Source organism: Flavobacterium jumunjinense (assembly GCF_021650975.2).
GTDB lineage: Bacteria > Bacteroidota > Bacteroidia > Flavobacteriales > Flavobacteriaceae > Flavobacterium > Flavobacterium jumunjinense.
Genome location: NZ_CP091285.1, coordinates 437,846 through 454,570, shown reverse-complemented (window position 1 = coordinate 454,570; position 16,725 = coordinate 437,846). Strand labels below are relative to the sequence as shown.

16 protein-coding genes are annotated in these 16,725 nt (G+C 30.2%); 12 read left to right on the top strand and 4 right to left on the bottom strand.

Annotated features, from left to right (window positions below; all coding sequences use genetic code 11):
- Positions 1–15: 15 nt before the first annotated feature.
- Together L2Z92_RS02285 and L2Z92_RS02280 are read right to left on the bottom strand one after the other, a co-directional pair.
- On the bottom strand, positions 16–1,008 hold the full coding sequence (locus L2Z92_RS02285) for a glycoside hydrolase family 113 (protein ID WP_236457238.1): 993 nt from the start codon (positions 1,006–1,008) through the stop codon (positions 16–18).
- A gap of 35 nt (positions 1,009–1,043) precedes the next feature.
- Positions 1,044–2,306, bottom strand: coding sequence for an outer membrane protein assembly factor (locus L2Z92_RS02280; RefSeq protein WP_236457237.1), 1,263 nt, complete (start codon positions 2,304–2,306; stop codon positions 1,044–1,046).
- 154 nt (positions 2,307–2,460) lie between these two features.
- On the opposite strand from L2Z92_RS02280, the gene L2Z92_RS02275 reads away from it, so the two are divergent.
- The 12 genes from L2Z92_RS02275 (at position 2,461) to L2Z92_RS02220 (ending at position 13,588) form a co-directional block, all read left to right on the top strand.
- Positions 2,461–3,324, top strand: a complete 864-nt coding sequence (locus L2Z92_RS02275; RefSeq protein ID WP_236457236.1) for an anti-sigma factor — start codon at positions 2,461–2,463, stop codon at positions 3,322–3,324.
- Between the two features lie 188 nt (positions 3,325–3,512).
- Entirely contained in the window at positions 3,513–4,211 is a 699-nt protein-coding gene (locus L2Z92_RS02270) for a DUF547 domain-containing protein (RefSeq protein WP_236457235.1), read from the top strand.
- A 20-nt stretch (positions 4,212–4,231) separates the two neighbouring features.
- A complete protein-coding gene (locus tag L2Z92_RS02265) occupies positions 4,232–5,134 on the top strand; it encodes a transporter family protein (protein ID WP_236457234.1) in 903 nt (300 codons plus the stop codon).
- Positions 5,135–5,200: 66 nt separating this feature from the next.
- Positions 5,201–6,496: an NAD(P)/FAD-dependent oxidoreductase gene (locus L2Z92_RS02260; protein ID WP_236457233.1), complete on the top strand. Its 1,296-nt coding sequence runs from the start codon at positions 5,201–5,203 to the stop codon at positions 6,494–6,496.
- 1 nt (position 6,497) lies between these two features.
- Positions 6,498–8,357 (top strand): 4Fe-4S binding protein, encoded by a 1,860-nt coding sequence (locus L2Z92_RS02255; RefSeq protein ID WP_236457232.1) that lies wholly within the window; start codon positions 6,498–6,500, stop codon positions 8,355–8,357.
- A 71-nt stretch (positions 8,358–8,428) separates the two neighbouring features.
- Complete coding sequence (locus L2Z92_RS02250) at positions 8,429–8,830, top strand: toxin-antitoxin system YwqK family antitoxin (protein WP_236457231.1); 402 nt, start codon at positions 8,429–8,431, stop codon at positions 8,828–8,830.
- On the top strand, positions 8,830–9,522 hold the full coding sequence (locus tag L2Z92_RS02245) for a glycosyltransferase family 2 protein (protein WP_236457230.1): 693 nt from the start codon (positions 8,830–8,832) through the stop codon (positions 9,520–9,522). The genes L2Z92_RS02250 and L2Z92_RS02245 overlap by 1 nt, the downstream gene beginning before the upstream one ends.
- Positions 9,522–11,012 (top strand): cellulose synthase family protein, encoded by a 1,491-nt coding sequence (locus tag L2Z92_RS02240; RefSeq protein WP_236457229.1) that lies wholly within the window; start codon positions 9,522–9,524, stop codon positions 11,010–11,012. Before L2Z92_RS02245 ends, L2Z92_RS02240 begins: the two co-directional genes overlap by 1 nt.
- A gap of 2 nt (positions 11,013–11,014) precedes the next feature.
- A complete protein-coding gene (mptB, locus tag L2Z92_RS02235) occupies positions 11,015–12,340 on the top strand; it encodes a polyprenol phosphomannose-dependent alpha 1,6 mannosyltransferase MptB (RefSeq protein WP_236457228.1) in 1,326 nt (441 codons plus the stop codon).
- Entirely contained in the window at positions 12,337–12,885 is a 549-nt protein-coding gene (locus L2Z92_RS02230; protein ID WP_236457227.1) for a sigma-70 family RNA polymerase sigma factor, read from the top strand. The genes mptB and L2Z92_RS02230 overlap by 4 nt, the downstream gene beginning before the upstream one ends.
- A 1-nt stretch (position 12,886) precedes the next feature.
- Positions 12,887–13,156: a hypothetical protein gene (locus L2Z92_RS02225; RefSeq protein WP_236457226.1), complete on the top strand. Its 270-nt coding sequence runs from the start codon at positions 12,887–12,889 to the stop codon at positions 13,154–13,156.
- Positions 13,157–13,258: 102 nt separating this feature from the next.
- On the top strand, positions 13,259–13,588 hold the full coding sequence (locus tag L2Z92_RS02220) for a thioredoxin family protein (protein WP_236457225.1): 330 nt from the start codon (positions 13,259–13,261) through the stop codon (positions 13,586–13,588).
- On the opposite strand, the gene L2Z92_RS02215 is transcribed toward L2Z92_RS02220, so the two are convergent.
- Positions 13,585–14,871: a UDP-N-acetylmuramoyl-tripeptide--D-alanyl-D-alanine ligase gene (locus tag L2Z92_RS02215; protein WP_236457224.1), complete on the bottom strand. Its 1,287-nt coding sequence runs from the start codon at positions 14,869–14,871 to the stop codon at positions 13,585–13,587. The genes L2Z92_RS02220 and L2Z92_RS02215 overlap by 4 nt on opposite strands.
- 65 nt (positions 14,872–14,936) lie before the next feature.
- Complete coding sequence (gene gldJ, locus L2Z92_RS02210; RefSeq protein WP_236457223.1) at positions 14,937–16,634, bottom strand: gliding motility lipoprotein GldJ; 1,698 nt, start codon at positions 16,632–16,634, stop codon at positions 14,937–14,939.
- Positions 16,635–16,725 lie beyond the last annotated feature (91 nt).

Here is a 16,725-nt window from a genome sequence, read left to right as displayed (position 1 = left end):
TGCGATAAGAAACCCTTATCGCATTTTTTTATATTCATTTTGTATAATTTGAAATGCAGGTTTGTTTTGTACCGTATAATCAGTGTCTTCCAAACCACCAACATTTTCATAATCATCAAACCATTTCCATAAAAAACCACCAGCAAACCAATCTTCTTTCCAGAAAGTATTAAAAAGTGCTTGCAGCGCATTAGATTGAGCTTTTAAATTAAGTGTCTTTTTTTGGTTAAAATCCCAAGGTTCTTTAGTTGTATAATCGATACTTTGATAGCCAAATTCGGTAAAGAGTACTTTTTTGTTTAACTCTTTTGCTAAATTTTCTATTTTATTTTTATGTTGCATCCATTGTTGTTCAATTTCAGAAATGCTAGGTGTTTTTTCCTTCGAGAGCGGAAAATAGGCATCAATACCAATGTAGTCTATATTCTTAAAGAAAGAAACCGTTTCAAATGTGTCCCAATTTTCAGCATAAGTTAGTTTGCCTTTGTATAAGGCTTTAATTTTTATTATTAATTGTTGCCAATATTCGGGTCTATTAATTACAAATGTATTCAGCTCTGTACCGATACATAATAATTCTATTTGTTGTTCTTCTGCAATTTGAGCATATAATAAAATAAATTTTTCGTAGTTCTTTTCCAAAGAAATCCATTCTTGTTCACTATTCATTTTAATGTGTCCTGTAAAACCATTGGGTATCCAAATTTGTGGTTTCAACATTACACTTATTTTATTTTTTTTAAATTGATTTGCCGCGTGTTCAATTCCTTCTTTGCGTTCTCCAATCCATTGCCTGTTAGAATTGTAAAATAATGCGGTGTCGTTTATTGTTTTCATGAATGCAAAAGGCATCAAAGTAACCCAGTTTGCATTAGAGTGTAGAATAGGTTCAATCTCTTTTTCAGAAGTTAAGCTGTTTGAAGCAACAAAGCTAATTCCATTAATTTTAGATTCTTGTGAAGAACAAAAACTAAAAAGAAAAAAAGCCAAATAGAATAAATATTTCATGAATGTTTTTTTTTACTTTGTTGATACCAATTGATTTAAAAATATTGACCAATTCCAAAAACCAAACCTCTTGTACCGTTTTTAGAAATACCAAATCCATAATCGAGTCTAAATATAGCATTAAAAATTCTTTTGTGCATAAATCGCAATCCAACTCCTGGGTAGACTCTTACGTTTTCAGGCTTAGTAAAATCAGAAAAATCACCTCCAGGTTTTCTCCAAGAACCAATATCAATAAAACTATTCCCTTGAAGAACAAACCAATTTTTTTCAAAAAGAGTAGTTCTGTATTCTGTGTTCATTACAAAAGTACCTGTTCCGCGATCAATAATGTTACCAACACCTCTAATATTTACATTGTTATCTAGCGAAAATGGAGAAAATGGAGAAGTATTGTTAGAAGAAAGACCTAATCGAATTCGTGTTGCCCAATTTCCTGTTCCACCAATTCTTTTAAAATAAGAGAAATCGTTCCAACCAATTAAGAATTTATCCTGAAACGTATTGGATTGTGTTACAAATTGAAGATTAGTTGTGTTTTTTGTACCGTCTATAAGGTAGAAATCGTATTTAAGATTGTCGTAGTTGTTGTTTAGTTTAATAAGGATTTTGTCAATATTGAATCCAAGTGGCACATTTGCGCTTGTTGCACCCGATTTGTATTCGTATTTTTCATTAAATACAGATCCACCTAACTTAATTGTGTTTTTGAAACTAGTTCGATAGACTCCTAATAATTCAAAAGACCTGTTGATGTATTCATATCTAGCTGAAGTATTCTCGAAAAAAACAGGTTCAATACTTCCTAGGTTTTGATAGCTGGTTTCAATTCCTAAATTTTCATTAAAAAGAAATGGAGAAGAAAAATTAAAACCATAGGAACTGATGCCATTATATTGATAAAAACCACCAATAACGTTGTTTTTTCCAAGAAGGTTAAATTCGTATAAGCCAACTCTATAAGCGGCAGGAGTTTCGTCTGTAGTCCAAAGCGATGAGTTGGGTATGATGCTAAAGTTCTCAATGATTTTAAAGAGCACATTATAATTGTTAGTAATAATATCTTTTTCAACAGTATAAGTAACATTAGAAATTCCATTTAAACGCGTTAAAGCCTGAACGTCATAATTTAGTTTTAGACTGTCTAATGCTTCACCTTCTTTCGATTGGATAAACTTCGTCATGAATTTAATATTCATTTTTTTAGATCCAGACCAATCTATCTTTTGAATGTTATTTTCTTGCGAAATGGATAGGAGACTTTGAAGAATAATGATAATAAAACCTATTTTTTTCATTTTTTTATTCAAATATCTATAAAATTATTAATAAAATCTTAAAAATGGTAAAATTGACAATTATCTAGGAAAAAAGGAAAAACTGTTAACGATTATTAATGAGCATATTTGCTAAGTAAAAGAAAAACAATTAATAATTTTAAAGAAAAACGCTATGAAAAAGATTTTTTTTTCAATCTTAGCATTAGGTCTTCTAATGGCTTCATGTAACAACGATGACGATGCAGTAACTGCTTCACCAAGTTTAAAATTAAACCTAACAGGTTTAGAAGATTTGGGTCCAGATTATAAATATGAAGGATGGATTATTGTAAACGGTGCTCCAGTTTCAACAGGAGTTTTTACAGTAGATGGAAGTGGAGTATTATCTAAAACTACTTTCGATGTTGATGCAACAAATTTAGCTGCTGCTACAAAATTTGTTTTAAGTATTGAACCAACTGTAGACCCGAGTCCAGCACCTTCAGATACTAAATATTTAGTAGGAGATTTTACTGGGAATTCTGCAACAGTTTCTTCAGGAATTGTGGGTGATTTTTCGGCATCTACTGGAAAATATTTATTAGCAACCCCAACAAATGGAAATATGAATCCAGAAGCAGGTGTTTGGTTTATTGATAATACTAGCGGAACAGGTATGGCAGGTTTAAACTTACCAACTTTAGATTCAGGATGGAAATACGAAGGATGGGTTGTTAGTAACGGAGTTGTTTTGAGTACGGGTAAATTTTCTGCAGTTGATGCTTCAGATGAAGCCGCTCCATATTCTGGAACAATGATGGCGCCACCATTTCCTGGTGAAGATTTCTTAATGAATGCTCCAACTGGATTAACTTTTCCTGGAAATTTATCAGGATCAACTATTGTAATCTCTGTAGAACCAAGTCCAGATAACTCATCTATGCCATTTGCAATGAAACCATTAGTGCATACAGTTGCAAATCCAGCTGTAACGGGGAATGTTGTCGATATGAATAGCAATTTAGCATCACTTCCTTCAGGAACAGTAACACGATAATATTAAATTTTAGTTTGTTTTAATTTAATTCTGATAGAGGTGAGATGAAAATCAAACCTCTATTTTTTTTGTAGGTTTTTTAATTGGAAAAATTGACAAGTTTCTGGGAAAAATAGAAAATGCATCATTTAGTAAATTATAGCATCTTTGCTAAGTAGATTAATAGATAAACTTAATTGTAATAAATAATGAAAATCAGAATTTTAGTTTTAGTTCTTTTGTTTTTAAATCTGACTATGTTAGCCGATAATCAAAACGATTTTTTTAATGATGCAAATGCTTTTTTAAACAAAAATGTTTCATCTACTACTGTCGATTATGCTTCAATTAAAGCAAATAGAGCTGCTTTAGATGATTTAGTAAGTCAAATTGGTTTGTTCAAGTTCAGTTCAGATGAAAAAACAAATAAAGCTTTTTTAGCAAATGCATATAATATCTTAGTAATTAAAGGTATTGTCGATAAATATCCTGTAAAATCACCTTTAGATATTTCTGGTTTTTTTGATAAGATAAAATACAATCTTGCAGGAAAAAGTTACACTTTAAATGATATTGAAAATAAACTAATTAGAAGTAAATATAACGATGCTCGTTTTCATTTTGTATTGGTTTGTGGAGCAAATGGTTGTCCTCCAATTATGTCTAATGCTTATTTTCCATCAAAAATTGAATCGCAATTAGAAGAACAAACAAAAAAAGCATTAAACAATGCGAGTTTTTTAAAAGTAAAAGACGGAAAGATTTATTTGTCTCAAATTTTCGAATGGTATAAAGCTGATTTCGGTAAAAACGTATTGACATTTATAAATAAATACCGTTCAGATAAACTAGATGAGACTTCAAATTATAAATACTATAGCTACGACTGGAGTTTAAACAAAAAATAATAAGAAATAAAATAATAAATATGAAAAATATCAAAACGCTTTTAATAGGATTTATATTGATGTCTTATGCTTCTTTTTCACAAGAAGAAGTAGAGGAATCAAACATTCAAAATTATACCCCTTCTAAATTATTAGAAAAAGGAAAATGGGATATTAAATGGTTCAATAATTTATATACACAAACAAGAACCAATAGTAATGGCGAAAATTTTAATATTCCACGATCTAATTTCTTCACTACATCTTTAGAGGTGTATACAGGAGTTAGTGATAGTAAAAAATTTAATGCAGGATTAATTTTAGAATTCCGCTCAAACTCATTTGGCGATCAAAGTGCAACAAGTGTTTTTAGTTTTAATAATGAAGTTGGAAAATCAAGAAGCGGTTTAGGGCATATTGCACCCTCAGTGAAAATTGCGCCATTTGGTTCTTTGCCAAACTTCTCTGTTCAAAGTTCATTTTTCATTCCTGTTTTCGATAAGGAAAGTAATGAAAATGGCTATTTAGCTCAGAAAAGTTACATCTGGCAAAATCGTTTTTTCTATGATTATACTTTTACAGGAAGTAAATTTCAGTTATTTACAGAATTAGGAACACGTTTCTTTTTTGGAGAAAAAAGTGTAAACAATGACGGGTCTTCTAATCCAAACGGTGGATTTGCAAACAATAGTTTAGAAGTTGCACCAGGTGTATTTTTAAGTTATTTTCCAACAAATAAATTTACAGTTTTAGGCTTTGTACAACACGCACAATTAATTGATTTAGGAAATAAATTCTCTCAAAATTATACGGCACTAGGAACAGGTGCTAAATATCAATTTACAAATGTATTGAATGCCGAATTGTTATATAGTAAGTTTGTTAGAGGTTACGAAAGTGGATTAGGACAGTCTTTTAACCTAGGATTAAGAGCTATTTTTTAATTTACTGTTAGAAATCAAACTTTTTTTTATAACTTGAACTAATATATTTGCACTTTAAATCTTAATATGGAACATATAGTAATAATTGGGAACGGGATATCGGGTGTTAGTTTAGCTAGACATATTCGAAAAAATTCAGATAAGAAAATTACAATTATATCAGCAGAGACAGCATATTTTTTTTCTAGAACTGCTTTGATGTATGTCTATATGGGGCATATGAAGTTTGAACATACGCAACCTTATGAACCACATTTTTGGAAAAAAAACAGAATTGATTTAGTCTTTAAGAAAGTTGAAAAAGTAAATACAAAAAACAAAACACTTTTGTTGAATGATAATTCTAACTTGAGTTATGATAAACTTGTAATTGCTACAGGCTCAAAATCGAATAAATTTGGTTGGCCTGGTCAAGATCTGAAAGGAGTTTTAGGACTTTATCACAAACAAGATTTAGAAGAATTAGAAAAACTTTCTAATGAAAATTCCAAAGCAGTTATTGTTGGTGGAGGATTAATAGGAATTGAATTAGCAGAAATGCTTGCCACTAGAAATATTCCGGTTACTTTTTTGGTTCGTGAAGAAAATTTTTGGGGAGGAGTACTTCCTGAAGGTGAAGCTAAGCTAATTGGTAAACATATTTTAGAACATCATATTGATTTAAGATTGGAAACGAATTTGAAGGAGATTCTTTCAGATGAAAAAGGAAATGCTAAAGCAGTAGTAACAGAATCGGGTGAAGTTATTGAATGTAATATAGTAGGGTTAACCGTTGGAGTGTCTCCTAATATCGATTTTCTAAAAGATTCAGGGATTGAAACAAAAAGAGGAGTATTGGTCAATCGGTTTTTAGAAACAAATATTCCTGATGTTTATGCGATAGGAGATTGTGCTGAGCAACACGAAGCTATTGGTAACAGAAGAAATATTGAAGCCGTTTGGTATACTGGAAGGATGATGGGAGAGGTGTTAGCGCAAACATTAACGGGAAACAAGATGCAATACAATCCAGGACATTGGTTCAATTCTGCGAAATTTTTAGATATAGAATATCAAACATATGGTTGGGTTTGGGCAAAACCAAGAGAATATGAAAACCAATTTTATTGGGAACATATTTCTGGTAAAAAAGCCATAAGAATCTCCTATCATAAAGACACAAACGAATTCCTAGGGATTAATACTTTCGGAATTAGAATGCGTCATGAGTTTTTCGATAATATATTAACCGAGAAACAAAGTGTAGACTACGTAATCAAAAACTTGAAAGCAGCTAATTTCGATCCTGAATTCTTTAAAACGCACGAAAAAGAAATTACTATTGCCTTTAAAAAACATATATCAATCTCTAAAACAAAATAAAATGAATAAAATAAAATCGTTGAGACTGATTGGACTGATACTATTTGTTTTGTCAGTATTCTTGTTTATTGGCACACTGTTTATAGGTAATTATAATTTATCTAAAAATGCCGTTAAATCTGCATTTTCAGGAAAATCGGAAAGAACTATTGCAACTTTAACCAAAGTAGCAAACGAAAAAGGAATACTAAATAAGGATAGTCATAATCCGTTTTCTTTTAATTCAGAAATCACTAGTCTATTAGAAGAATATAACGCAACCATAACTGCAGAAGTTGAAGCAGAGAAAGGCTTGTCTAAAGAAGAAATTGAGGCAATTTTGTCGCAATCGGTTCAAAATGGAAAAGTAAACTATACAAGAGCAGTATTAGAAAGTGTTTTTTCTAATAATCAAGAAAAACTACAATTAGTAGATGGAGCAACTAATTGGATGTTTTCTCCTTCCAAAACCTATGAAAAACCGGAAGATTTTAGAAATGATTTTCAAAATAAAATTGGAGATATAAATAGAGCCAATGCCCAAGAATATATAATATACGATAACAAGTATGTAAAGTTTGATATTGCAAAAGCATCTGTTACCGGACCACTAAAAGACAATAAAGGATTATTTTTGTTTTTAACTTTTGGTTTAGGGATTATAGGGTCTTTAGTATTCATACTAACTGGTTTGTTTTTAGAACCTGTTGCAGGAATTAAAAATCATGGAATCTATTTGTCTTCTGCAACAAACAGAGGTTGGGTATCATTGTTTGTTTTTGGGTTTTTAGTATCATTCTATGTTTTATTATATTTCTTTCCGTATTATATTGTAAACTGGACAAACATAGTTGATCCTTTAAAAGAAATATTCAATCCAAAAGCAAAAGCATCGCAATGGTTTTTGTACGGAATTTTATATTGTGTTTCCATGATTGTAATGGGGATTCGTATGTTTATAAAATATAGACACAATCATTATCAAATAGTAAGAACAGCAAGTGTTTTGTTTTTTCAAATTATATTCGCTTTTCTTTTAGTTGAAATTTTACCATTATTCGATTTACCTGGAGTAGATTTAAAAAATGCATGGCCACTAGATTATAATTTTGTAACCGATTGGAACGTAAAACAACATCTTGAAGCAGGACATTTAGGTAAGTTTATGTTTGTTTGGGGCGTAGCTTTAACAATAATTGTAATTCCAATAATGGTTTATTTGTATGGAAAAAGATGGTATTGTTCTTGGGTTTGTGGTTGTGGAGGTTTAGCTGAAACTTTAGGTGATCCTTACAGACAATTATCGGACAAAAGATTGATTGCTTGGAAAATTGAACGTTGGACAATATATCCTGTACTGATTTTTGCCATTATAATGACTATTGTAGTCGGTTATAATACTTATAATATTATTTATAGTCCTGAAAATGTTGGCGATAGTACTTTTTTGGGTATTAATGCCTATAAAATTAACGAAATCTATGGGTTCTTAATCGGTTCTATTTTTGCAGGTGTCATTGGTACTGGTTTTTATCCTGTTTTGGGTAATCGTACTTGGTGTCGTTTTGGATGTCCTTTGGCTGCTTATATGGGTTTAATTCAACGTTTTAAATCTAGATTTAGAATAACGACTAACGGTGGACAATGTATTTCTTGTGGAAATTGTTCTACCTATTGCGAACAAGGTATTGATGTTAGAGCCTATGCACAAAAAGGAGAGAATATAGTTCGTGCTTCATGTGTTGGTTGTGGTGTTTGTGCAGCTGTTTGTCCAAGAGGTGTTTTGAAATTAGAAAATGCTTCAGAGAATGGAAGAATCAATCCAAATGATATTTTATTAGGTAACGATGTTAACTTAATGGATTTAGTCAATCAAAAATAAAACCATTTTCACGTTTTTATCGTACATAGAAAAGAGATGAAGTTTTAAAGTAACTAATAAAGTAAAATAATATGAATAAGTTTTTATTTCTTTTCTTTTTTGTGGTAACTATGCAATTCAGTTTTGCGCAAGAAAGCTATGTTAAAAATCGTTTTGCAAACGGTAAAATGAAAGAAGAAGGTTGGGTGATAAATGGAAAAAAGGCAAAGTACTGGTTCTATTATTATGAAAATGGTAATACTAAGGAAGAAGGACATTATAGTAATGGAAACAAAGTGAATTGGTGGATTTATTACGATAAAAAAGAAGAAGTAATTCGTAAAACAGAATATAAGAACAATGTTCAAAATGGTTTTTCAATTATTTATAGAGATGGAGACGTTGTAAAAGCTGAAAAATATTCTGTTGGAAAAAAAATAAAAGAGTGGCATTCAATGGCCGAATTTAGAGAAGATAATCCTAGCTTATTTTAATGAGAAATGTAAAAGTAATTATTCCGGCTTTTAATGAAGAAGAAGCAATTGCAAATGTGATAAATGAAATTCCAGATTGTGTATCTGAAATAATTGTAGTTGATAATAATTCTACAGATCAAACGTCAATAGTAGCTTCAAAAGCAGGTGCAACTGTACTTAAGGAAACAAGAAAAGGATATGGATATGCCTGTTTAAAAGGATTAGATTATATTGCTAATCTAAATGAATCGATAGATATTGTCGTATTTTTAGATGGCGACTATTCCGATTATCCAGAAGAATTAACTAAAATTATAACACCTATTATTGATGAAAACATCGATTTTGTTATAGGTGCTCGAGTTAAAGAATTAAGAGAATCTGGTTCAATGACACCACAACAAGTTTTTGGAAATTGGTTAGCAACGTTCTTAATGAAAATATTTTTCAAATCTACCTTTTCCGATTTAGGACCATTTAGAGCTATGAAATATGATAAATTAGTAGCTTTGCAAATGGAAGACAAAACGTACGGTTGGACTGTAGAAATGCAGTTAAAAGTGCTGAAACAAAAAATGTCATATAGAGAAATTCCTGTTCGATATAAAAATAGAATTGGTGTTTCTAAAGTTTCTGGTACGCTAAAAGGAACAATAATGGCTGGGATTAAAATAATTGGATGGATTTTAAAATATACCTTTAAAAAATAATGATTTATACCTTACTTGCATACTTAGCATTATTTTTTTACAGCTTAGCAATAATCTTGATTTTCTTTTATAGCCTAGCACAGTTCAATTTGTTGCTTAATTATTTAAAGAGTAAAAAGAATAATGCGAATAATAAACGCCCAAAATTTAATTTTAATATTGAATCCGAAATCCCTTTAGTGACTATTCAATTGCCTGTTTTTAATGAAAAATATGTTATTGAAAGACTTCTAGATAATGTAGCAGCTTTGGAATATTCAAAAGATAAATTGGAAATTCAAGTTTTGGATGATTCTACAGACGATTCTATTGTTGAAACGGCACGTTTAATAGATAAATATGCTTTATCAGGTCTGAATATTCAACATATAAGAAGGGAAAATAGAGTAGGTTTTAAAGCAGGAGCGTTAAAAGAAGGACTTAAAGAGGCTAAAGGTGAATTTATAGTTATTTTCGATGCCGATTTTGTTCCTAAACCCAATTGGTTACTGGAAACAATTCCCTATTTTAAGAATGAAAACGTAGGTGTTGTACAAACTAGATGGGGACATTTAAATAGAGATTTTTCTATTTTAACAAAAATACAAGCTTTTGCATTAGATGCACATTTTACATTGGAACAAGTTGGTCGAAATTCTAAAAATCATTTTATCAATTTTAACGGAACAGCTGGTGTTTGGAGAAAATCCTGTATTATTGATGCTGGGAATTGGGAGAGCGATACATTAACGGAAGACTTAGACTTAAGTTATAGAGCTCAATTGAAAAAATGGCAGTTTGTTTATCTTGAAAATGTAGAAACACCTGCGGAATTACCAGCGGTTTTGAGTGCCGCTCGTTCACAACAATTTAGATGGAATAAAGGAGGAGCAGAGAATTTTAAAAAAATGTATGTAAGAGTACTCTCGGCTAAAAATATTGAAACAAAAACTAAATTTCATGGTGTTCTGCATCTCTTAAATAGTTCTATGTTTCTGTGTATATTTACCATGGCGATTTTAAGTGTACCTGCATTGTTTATAAAGAATAGTTTTCCTGAATTAAATATTTTATTTAATATAATGGCTTTTTTTGTGCTTACTTCTTTGATATTTTTTATTTGTTATTGGTATACTTATAAAAGTTTACACGGTGGTGGAATTAAAAATTTCTTAAAATACACTTCCATGTTTTTTACGTTTTATTCTATTGCTATGGGTTTTTCGTTTCAAAATTCTATTGCTGTTTTAGAAGGATTGCTTGGTAAAAAAAGTGAATTCGTAAGAACTCCTAAATTTAATATTGAAACACTAAAAGACAAATGGAAGGATAATGTTTATATATCTAGAAAAATTTCTAAAAATACTATTATTGAAGGTTTGTTAGTTTGTTATTTCTCTTTTGGAATATATAGTGCTTTTGTTTTGAATGATTTCGGATTGTTTCCATTTCATTTAATGCTTTTAATTGGCTATGGCTATGTTTTTGTCAAATCATTTAAGTCAACTTAATTTTGAGTTTTTTAAATATAAAATATAAAGGAATAGTACTTATACTGATCTCTTTTGTTGCTTATGTTGTTCTAGGTTATTTTGTGCCAAGAGATAGTTTTAATGTCTTATTCTTTTTGTATTCTCTAGCTTTTGTTTCTTTTTGTTTTATTTATAAGTCTCAGGAGTTTAAGGAGAATCAACTTTTTGCAATTGGTTCTTTATTCCGTTTGGTACTTCTTTTTTGTTTGCCGTTTTGGTCTCAGGATTTTTATCGATTCATTTGGGATGGAAGACTCATTTTGTCTGGGATAAGTCCCTATGCATTTTTACCAAATGATATAATTGATACTGTTCCTATTGCTCAATCTAAAGAACTATATGATGCAATGGGGAATTTGAGTGCTTCTCATTATTCTAATTATCCACCAATTAATCAATTTTTCTTTGCGATTGCGGCTTTTTTTGCATCGAAATCTATCTTTTTCGCTGCATTTGTTCTAAAATTGATAGTATTGTTTGCAGATCTAGGAATTTACTTTTTTGGAAAGAAATTATTATTATTGTTAAATAGAAATCCTAAAACTATATTTTTATATTTTCTTAATCCATTAGTTATTATAGAACTGACGGGTAATTTACATTTTGAAGGGGTAATGTTGTTTTTCTTGCTTCTCGGTTTCTATTTTTTCTTTTTAAATAAATGGCTAATCAGTGCTCTTTTTATTACATTATCTATTTCTACTAAATTATTACCACTATTATTACTGCCCTTTTTTTATCAGAAACTAGGATTCAAAAAAAGTGTTCTATTCTATTTAGTCATAATTTCATTTAATGTTTTATTGTTTTTGCCTTTTGTTTCTAAAGACTTAATAGCGAACTATTCTGAAACAATATCTTTATGGTTTGTGAATTTTGAATTTAATGCAAGTCTGTATTATGTTTTTAGGGAGATCGGTTTCTATGTTAAAGGATATAACACAATTGGTATTATAGGTAAAGTGATTCCTGTAGTATCGATTTTAGTTATTTTGTTTTATTCGCTATATAAAAATAACTTAAGCATGACTAGAGTTATTTCTAATGGATTGATTGCTTTGTCAATTTATTTTTTCCTTTCCACAACGATTCATCCTTGGTATGTTATTAATTTATTACTATTAGCTGTTTTTACGCAATATAAATATCCGCTTTATTGGTCTTTTTTTGTAGTTTTAAGTTATTTTGCATATAGTCAAGAATCCTTTAAAGAGAGTGTAATTCTGTTGTTTATAGAATATCTCTTTGTTTTTGGTGTTTTTATTTATGAGTTAAAGTTTAAAACTATAAAAAATAATTTAGCGTGAGTGATAAAGCTTTAATTTTTCAAGACTGGGTAGCTCTCTACGGAGACGATTTGTACAATTGGGCCTATGTTAAGACAAGTTCTAAAGAACTGTCTGAAGACTTAGTGCAAGAGACATTTATTTCTGGTTTTAAATCTTTTGATAAATTTGAAAACAGAAGTAAGCCAAAAACATGGTTAATTACTATTTTGAATAATAAAATTATAGATCACTTTAGGAAGTCTAGTAAAGTAAGCTATTTATCTATTGAAAAAAATGGAGAGATTTTTTCTGATAAAATGTTCGATGAAGAGAATTTCTGGATTAATAATTTGGACGATACAATTTGGTCAACAAGTAAAAGTGAAAACAGTAGTTTTGTTGAATTGAAATTGAAAGAATGTTTGAATAATCTTCCAGAAAAATGGAACCTAGCGATATCGTATAAATATTTTTCCGAAAAAGAAACAAAAGAAATTTGTCAGGAACTTGAAGTTTCAGTGTCTAATTATTGGCAAATCATTCATAGAGCAAAATTGCTTTTAAAAAAATGTATTGAAATTTAATATGATAAATTTTAGAAAATATTTACCCTATTTGCTCTTTTCTTGTAAAAGAGTAACAGCTATAATTAGTAAAGATGTTTCAGATAGATCATTTAAAGAAAAAGTGATTTTGTATTATCATGCTGTAATTTGTAGAGCATGCGTTAATTATAATCATCAAAATGAATTGATAAATTTAGAATTAAAAAATGTTTTGAAAGTTGATGGAAACAACAAATTATCAGAATCTAAAAAAAAGGAAATTATCAATAAATTGAATGAAGAAGTTTAGTCTTTTTAGAATAGGAAAATTGTTAACTAAAAGTGTAAAATAGGAAACTATTATTCTATCGTTAATTTCGAACTTTGTGTTATTAAAATAACAGCGCACAAAATGATTGAAATTAACAACGAAGATGAATTATATAGAGTAGTGCAAGAGCATGAAATCGTTGTTCTTTTTTTTTCTGCGAGCTGGTGTATTCCTTGTAAAAAAATGAAAAAGCTACTTGATAAAATTTCTTCAGAAGAATCCTTAAAAATTCAAGTAGCTAATATTGATATTGAAAAATATGTAAATCTTACATTGAGTAATAATATTAATGTTATTCCAATGGTTCATTATTATAAAAATGGTAACGTTTTCTTAAAAGAAAGTGGATTGAAAACACATTCTTACGTTTTTCAAAACATTGAAGCACTGATAAAAGTGGTTTCAATTTAAATAATTTCCAACGTTCTTTCTAGAGCCATTCCTCGCGAACCTTTAATTAATATTAGATTGTCTTTTAATCTAATATTTGTAGCTAATATTTCTTTAGAAAAATCATCAAAATGCTTAAAGAATAGAATGGTTTTAGAATCTATTTTGCTTTTATAAAAATTTGCTCCAATACAGAAACACGTTATGTTGATTTTTGACAAAGTGTTAATGATTTTTTTGTGTTCTGCTTCGCTTTCTATACCTAATTCGAACATGTCTCCTAATATAGCAATTTTCTTTTTCTTGTTGTCTAATTGCTGAAAATTAGTAATGGCAGCAAGCATGCTAGTTGGGTTTGCATTGTATGCATCTAAGATAATCTCATTACTTTCTTTTGTTATTAGTTGCGATCGATTGTTTGATGGGATGTATGCTTCAATCGCTTCTTTTATTAATGAGTCGTCAACCTCAAAATATTTTCCAATAGTAATTGCAGCGTTAATATTGTTCGAATTGTATAGTCCAATTAAATTAGAATGTATCTTTAAGTTGTTAAGTTCAATTGTAACCATTGGATTAGCTATCGCAGACTGAATTTTTACATCTGAATCTTTCTTGGTTGAAAAGCTAAAACGCTTTAAATGTTTTGTTTTTTCATTTTGTAAATCATCATCTAAGTTTACAATAACGTTCTTCTTGTTTTGCTCTAAGTAGTTGTATAGTTCACTTTTACCTTTAATAACGCCTTCAATTCCACCAAATCCTTCTAAGTGTGCTTTTCCAAAATTGGTTATGTATCCAATATCGGGTTCTGCAATTGTGCAAAGGAATTCTATTTCTTTTTGATGATTAGCACCCATTTCGACTATTCCAATTTTAGTCTCTTTGTTAAAGGAAAGTAATGTTAAGGGAACTCCTATGTGGTTGTTTAAGTTGCCAAAAGTAGCTTTAGTATTGTATTTTTTTGATAGAACAACATTGATAAGTTCTTTTGTAGTTGTTTTTCCATTGCTTCCAGTAAGAGAGATGATAATGATATCTAATTGTTTTCTGTGGTAATTAGCAAGTTGTTGTAGTGTGCTTAATACATCTTCTACTAAAATGGTTCTATCATCAATGTGATATTTCTTTTCGTCAATAATTACATATTTAGCTCCTTTTTCAAGTGCTTGTTCTGTAAATGTATTGGCGTTAAAATTATCTCCTTTTAATGCAAAAAAAAGGTCTCCTTTTGTAATTTTTCTTGTGTCAGTAGTAAAACCTGTACATTCAAGAAATTTTATGTAAATGTCATTCATGTTCATAAAGCGAAGATAATAAAAAAGCCCTTTCAACTGAAAGGGCTTTTTTGAAAATATATAAATATTTCTTAGTATTTAGGATTTCCTCTTGGAGTCTTTTTGTTAGACTTAGGACCTACTTTAGACATTGCATTTCTAAAACCAATGTAATCTGTAGCCATATCTTGAGGGAAATATCTTCTTGACGCAGGATCTAGCCAATAAGCTCTGTCTCTCCATGAACCACCTTTATAAACTCTTACGTCATTATTAACTAAAGTAGTTCTTTTGTCTGATTTGTCATATTTTTTAACAATTCCAGAACTGTCAACAGATATTGAGTGTTTCGGAGATTCGTACATTCTCATTTTATCTTCTTTTCCTTCTCCTTCATCATCAGAAGATGAGAAGTTGAAATAACGAGTAGAAGCTTTATCACCATCTCTGTAATTCTTGTTGTCAGAAGTAGAGAAGTTTTGTCTTAAATAAGTTTCGTTTTCGTCAACTGGGACTTGTGCTAATTGTCCAGGTAAGTTTCTAGCCATAATTTTACCATTACTTAAAGTGTCATAAGCAATATTATCAGCTGTAACAATTTCTACAGTTCCGTCTTCACCAATTTTGTTTTTCATGTAAACGTTTCCTCTATAGTAGTTGAAATCATTTGCTTCATCATCAACCATTGGTCTGTATACATCGGCAACCCATTCTGCAACGTTTCCTGCCATGTCATATAATCCAAAATCATTTGGAGGGTAACTTTTTACTTTATTTGTAATATCAGCACCATCATCACTCCATCCAGCTATACCACCGTAGTCACCTTTTCCTTGTTTGAAGTTAGCCAATTGGTCACCTCTTGTTTGTCTTTTTCCATCACGAGTGTATTGACCTCCCCATGGATATTTTTTCTGTCCTTTGTATATGTTGAACTCTCTGTTACCTACTAAAGAAGTTGCAGCATATTCCCATTCAGCTTCTGTTGGAAGTCTGTATTCTGGTAATAATAATCCTGAATTTCTTTGTGCATATACATTTTGAGCAGTATCTGATACTTGCTTTTTACCACCGTTCATTTCTCTTTTGTACACGATATCTTCGTTTCCTCCAAAAGTTTCAGTTGGAGCAGCAAGATACGTTTCAGTACTAAAAGAAGATTCAGCTGTTACATCAGTTCCTAAGCTAATTTTAGCATCTTTCTTCAAATAGCCATTTCTCTCTAGAATGTTTTCATTAACACGATCAGTTCTCCATTTACTAAATTCAACTGCTTGAATCCAGTTAACACCAACAACTGGATATTCTGAATAAGCAGGGTGTCTTAGGTAATTGTTAGTCATCGTTTCATTGTATCCTAAACGATTTCTCCAAACTAATGTATCAGGAATAGCGCCTGTGTAAATGTTTTTGTAGTTTTCTTCTGTTGGAGGGAATACTGTTTTTAACCAAAATAAATACTCAGTGTACATTAAGTTAGTTACTTCAGTTTCATCCATAAAGAATGACTGTACGTGCTGTTGACTTGGAGTATTGTTCCAGTCATGCATTACATCATCCTGTACTTTACCCATTGTAAAAGTCCCGCCTTCAACTGGAACCATTCCAGGAGGAGTTTCTTGTTTTGAGAATTTAGAATTGTGTTGAAAACCACCGTTTTTGTCGTTGATTTTCCATCCAGTTGCTCTCGAACCACCTTTGGTTCCAGAACTTTTGCTACAACTGGCAAAACCTATTGCTATTGATAATATCAATAAAGCCTTCATTGTCATAATTTTCTTAATTTTCATACTCTAGTAGGTAATAAATTTAGTGACGCAAGATAATAATAATGTGTTAAAATGCAACATGTTTTTAAAAAAATGTAAAAATAAATTAATT

Coding starts and splice junctions, on each gene's coding strand:
- L2Z92_RS02285 (WP_236457238.1), bottom strand. CDS start 1,008: ATGAAATATTTATTCTATTTGGCTTTTTTTCTTTTTAGTTTTTGTTCT.
- L2Z92_RS02255 (WP_236457232.1), top strand. CDS start 6,498: ATGAATAAAATAAAATCGTTGAGACTGATTGGACTGATACTATTTGTT.
- L2Z92_RS02280 (WP_236457237.1), bottom strand. CDS start 2,306: ATGAAAAAAATAGGTTTTATTATCATTATTCTTCAAAGTCTCCTATCC.
- L2Z92_RS02275 (WP_236457236.1), top strand. CDS start 2,461: ATGAAAAAGATTTTTTTTTCAATCTTAGCATTAGGTCTTCTAATGGCT.
- L2Z92_RS02245 (WP_236457230.1), top strand. CDS start 8,830: ATGAGAAATGTAAAAGTAATTATTCCGGCTTTTAATGAAGAAGAAGCA.
- L2Z92_RS02250 (WP_236457231.1), top strand. CDS start 8,429: ATGAATAAGTTTTTATTTCTTTTCTTTTTTGTGGTAACTATGCAATTC.
- L2Z92_RS02225 (WP_236457226.1), top strand. CDS start 12,887: ATGATAAATTTTAGAAAATATTTACCCTATTTGCTCTTTTCTTGTAAA.
- L2Z92_RS02240 (WP_236457229.1), top strand. CDS start 9,522: ATGATTTATACCTTACTTGCATACTTAGCATTATTTTTTTACAGCTTA.
- L2Z92_RS02270 (WP_236457235.1), top strand. CDS start 3,513: ATGAAAATCAGAATTTTAGTTTTAGTTCTTTTGTTTTTAAATCTGACT.
- L2Z92_RS02260 (WP_236457233.1), top strand. CDS start 5,201: ATGGAACATATAGTAATAATTGGGAACGGGATATCGGGTGTTAGTTTA.
- L2Z92_RS02265 (WP_236457234.1), top strand. CDS start 4,232: ATGAAAAATATCAAAACGCTTTTAATAGGATTTATATTGATGTCTTAT.
- L2Z92_RS02215 (WP_236457224.1), bottom strand. CDS start 14,871: ATGAACATGAATGACATTTACATAAAATTTCTTGAATGTACAGGTTTT.
- gldJ (WP_236457223.1), bottom strand. CDS start 16,634: ATGAAAATTAAGAAAATTATGACAATGAAGGCTTTATTGATATTATCA.
- L2Z92_RS02220 (WP_236457225.1), top strand. CDS start 13,259: ATGATTGAAATTAACAACGAAGATGAATTATATAGAGTAGTGCAAGAG.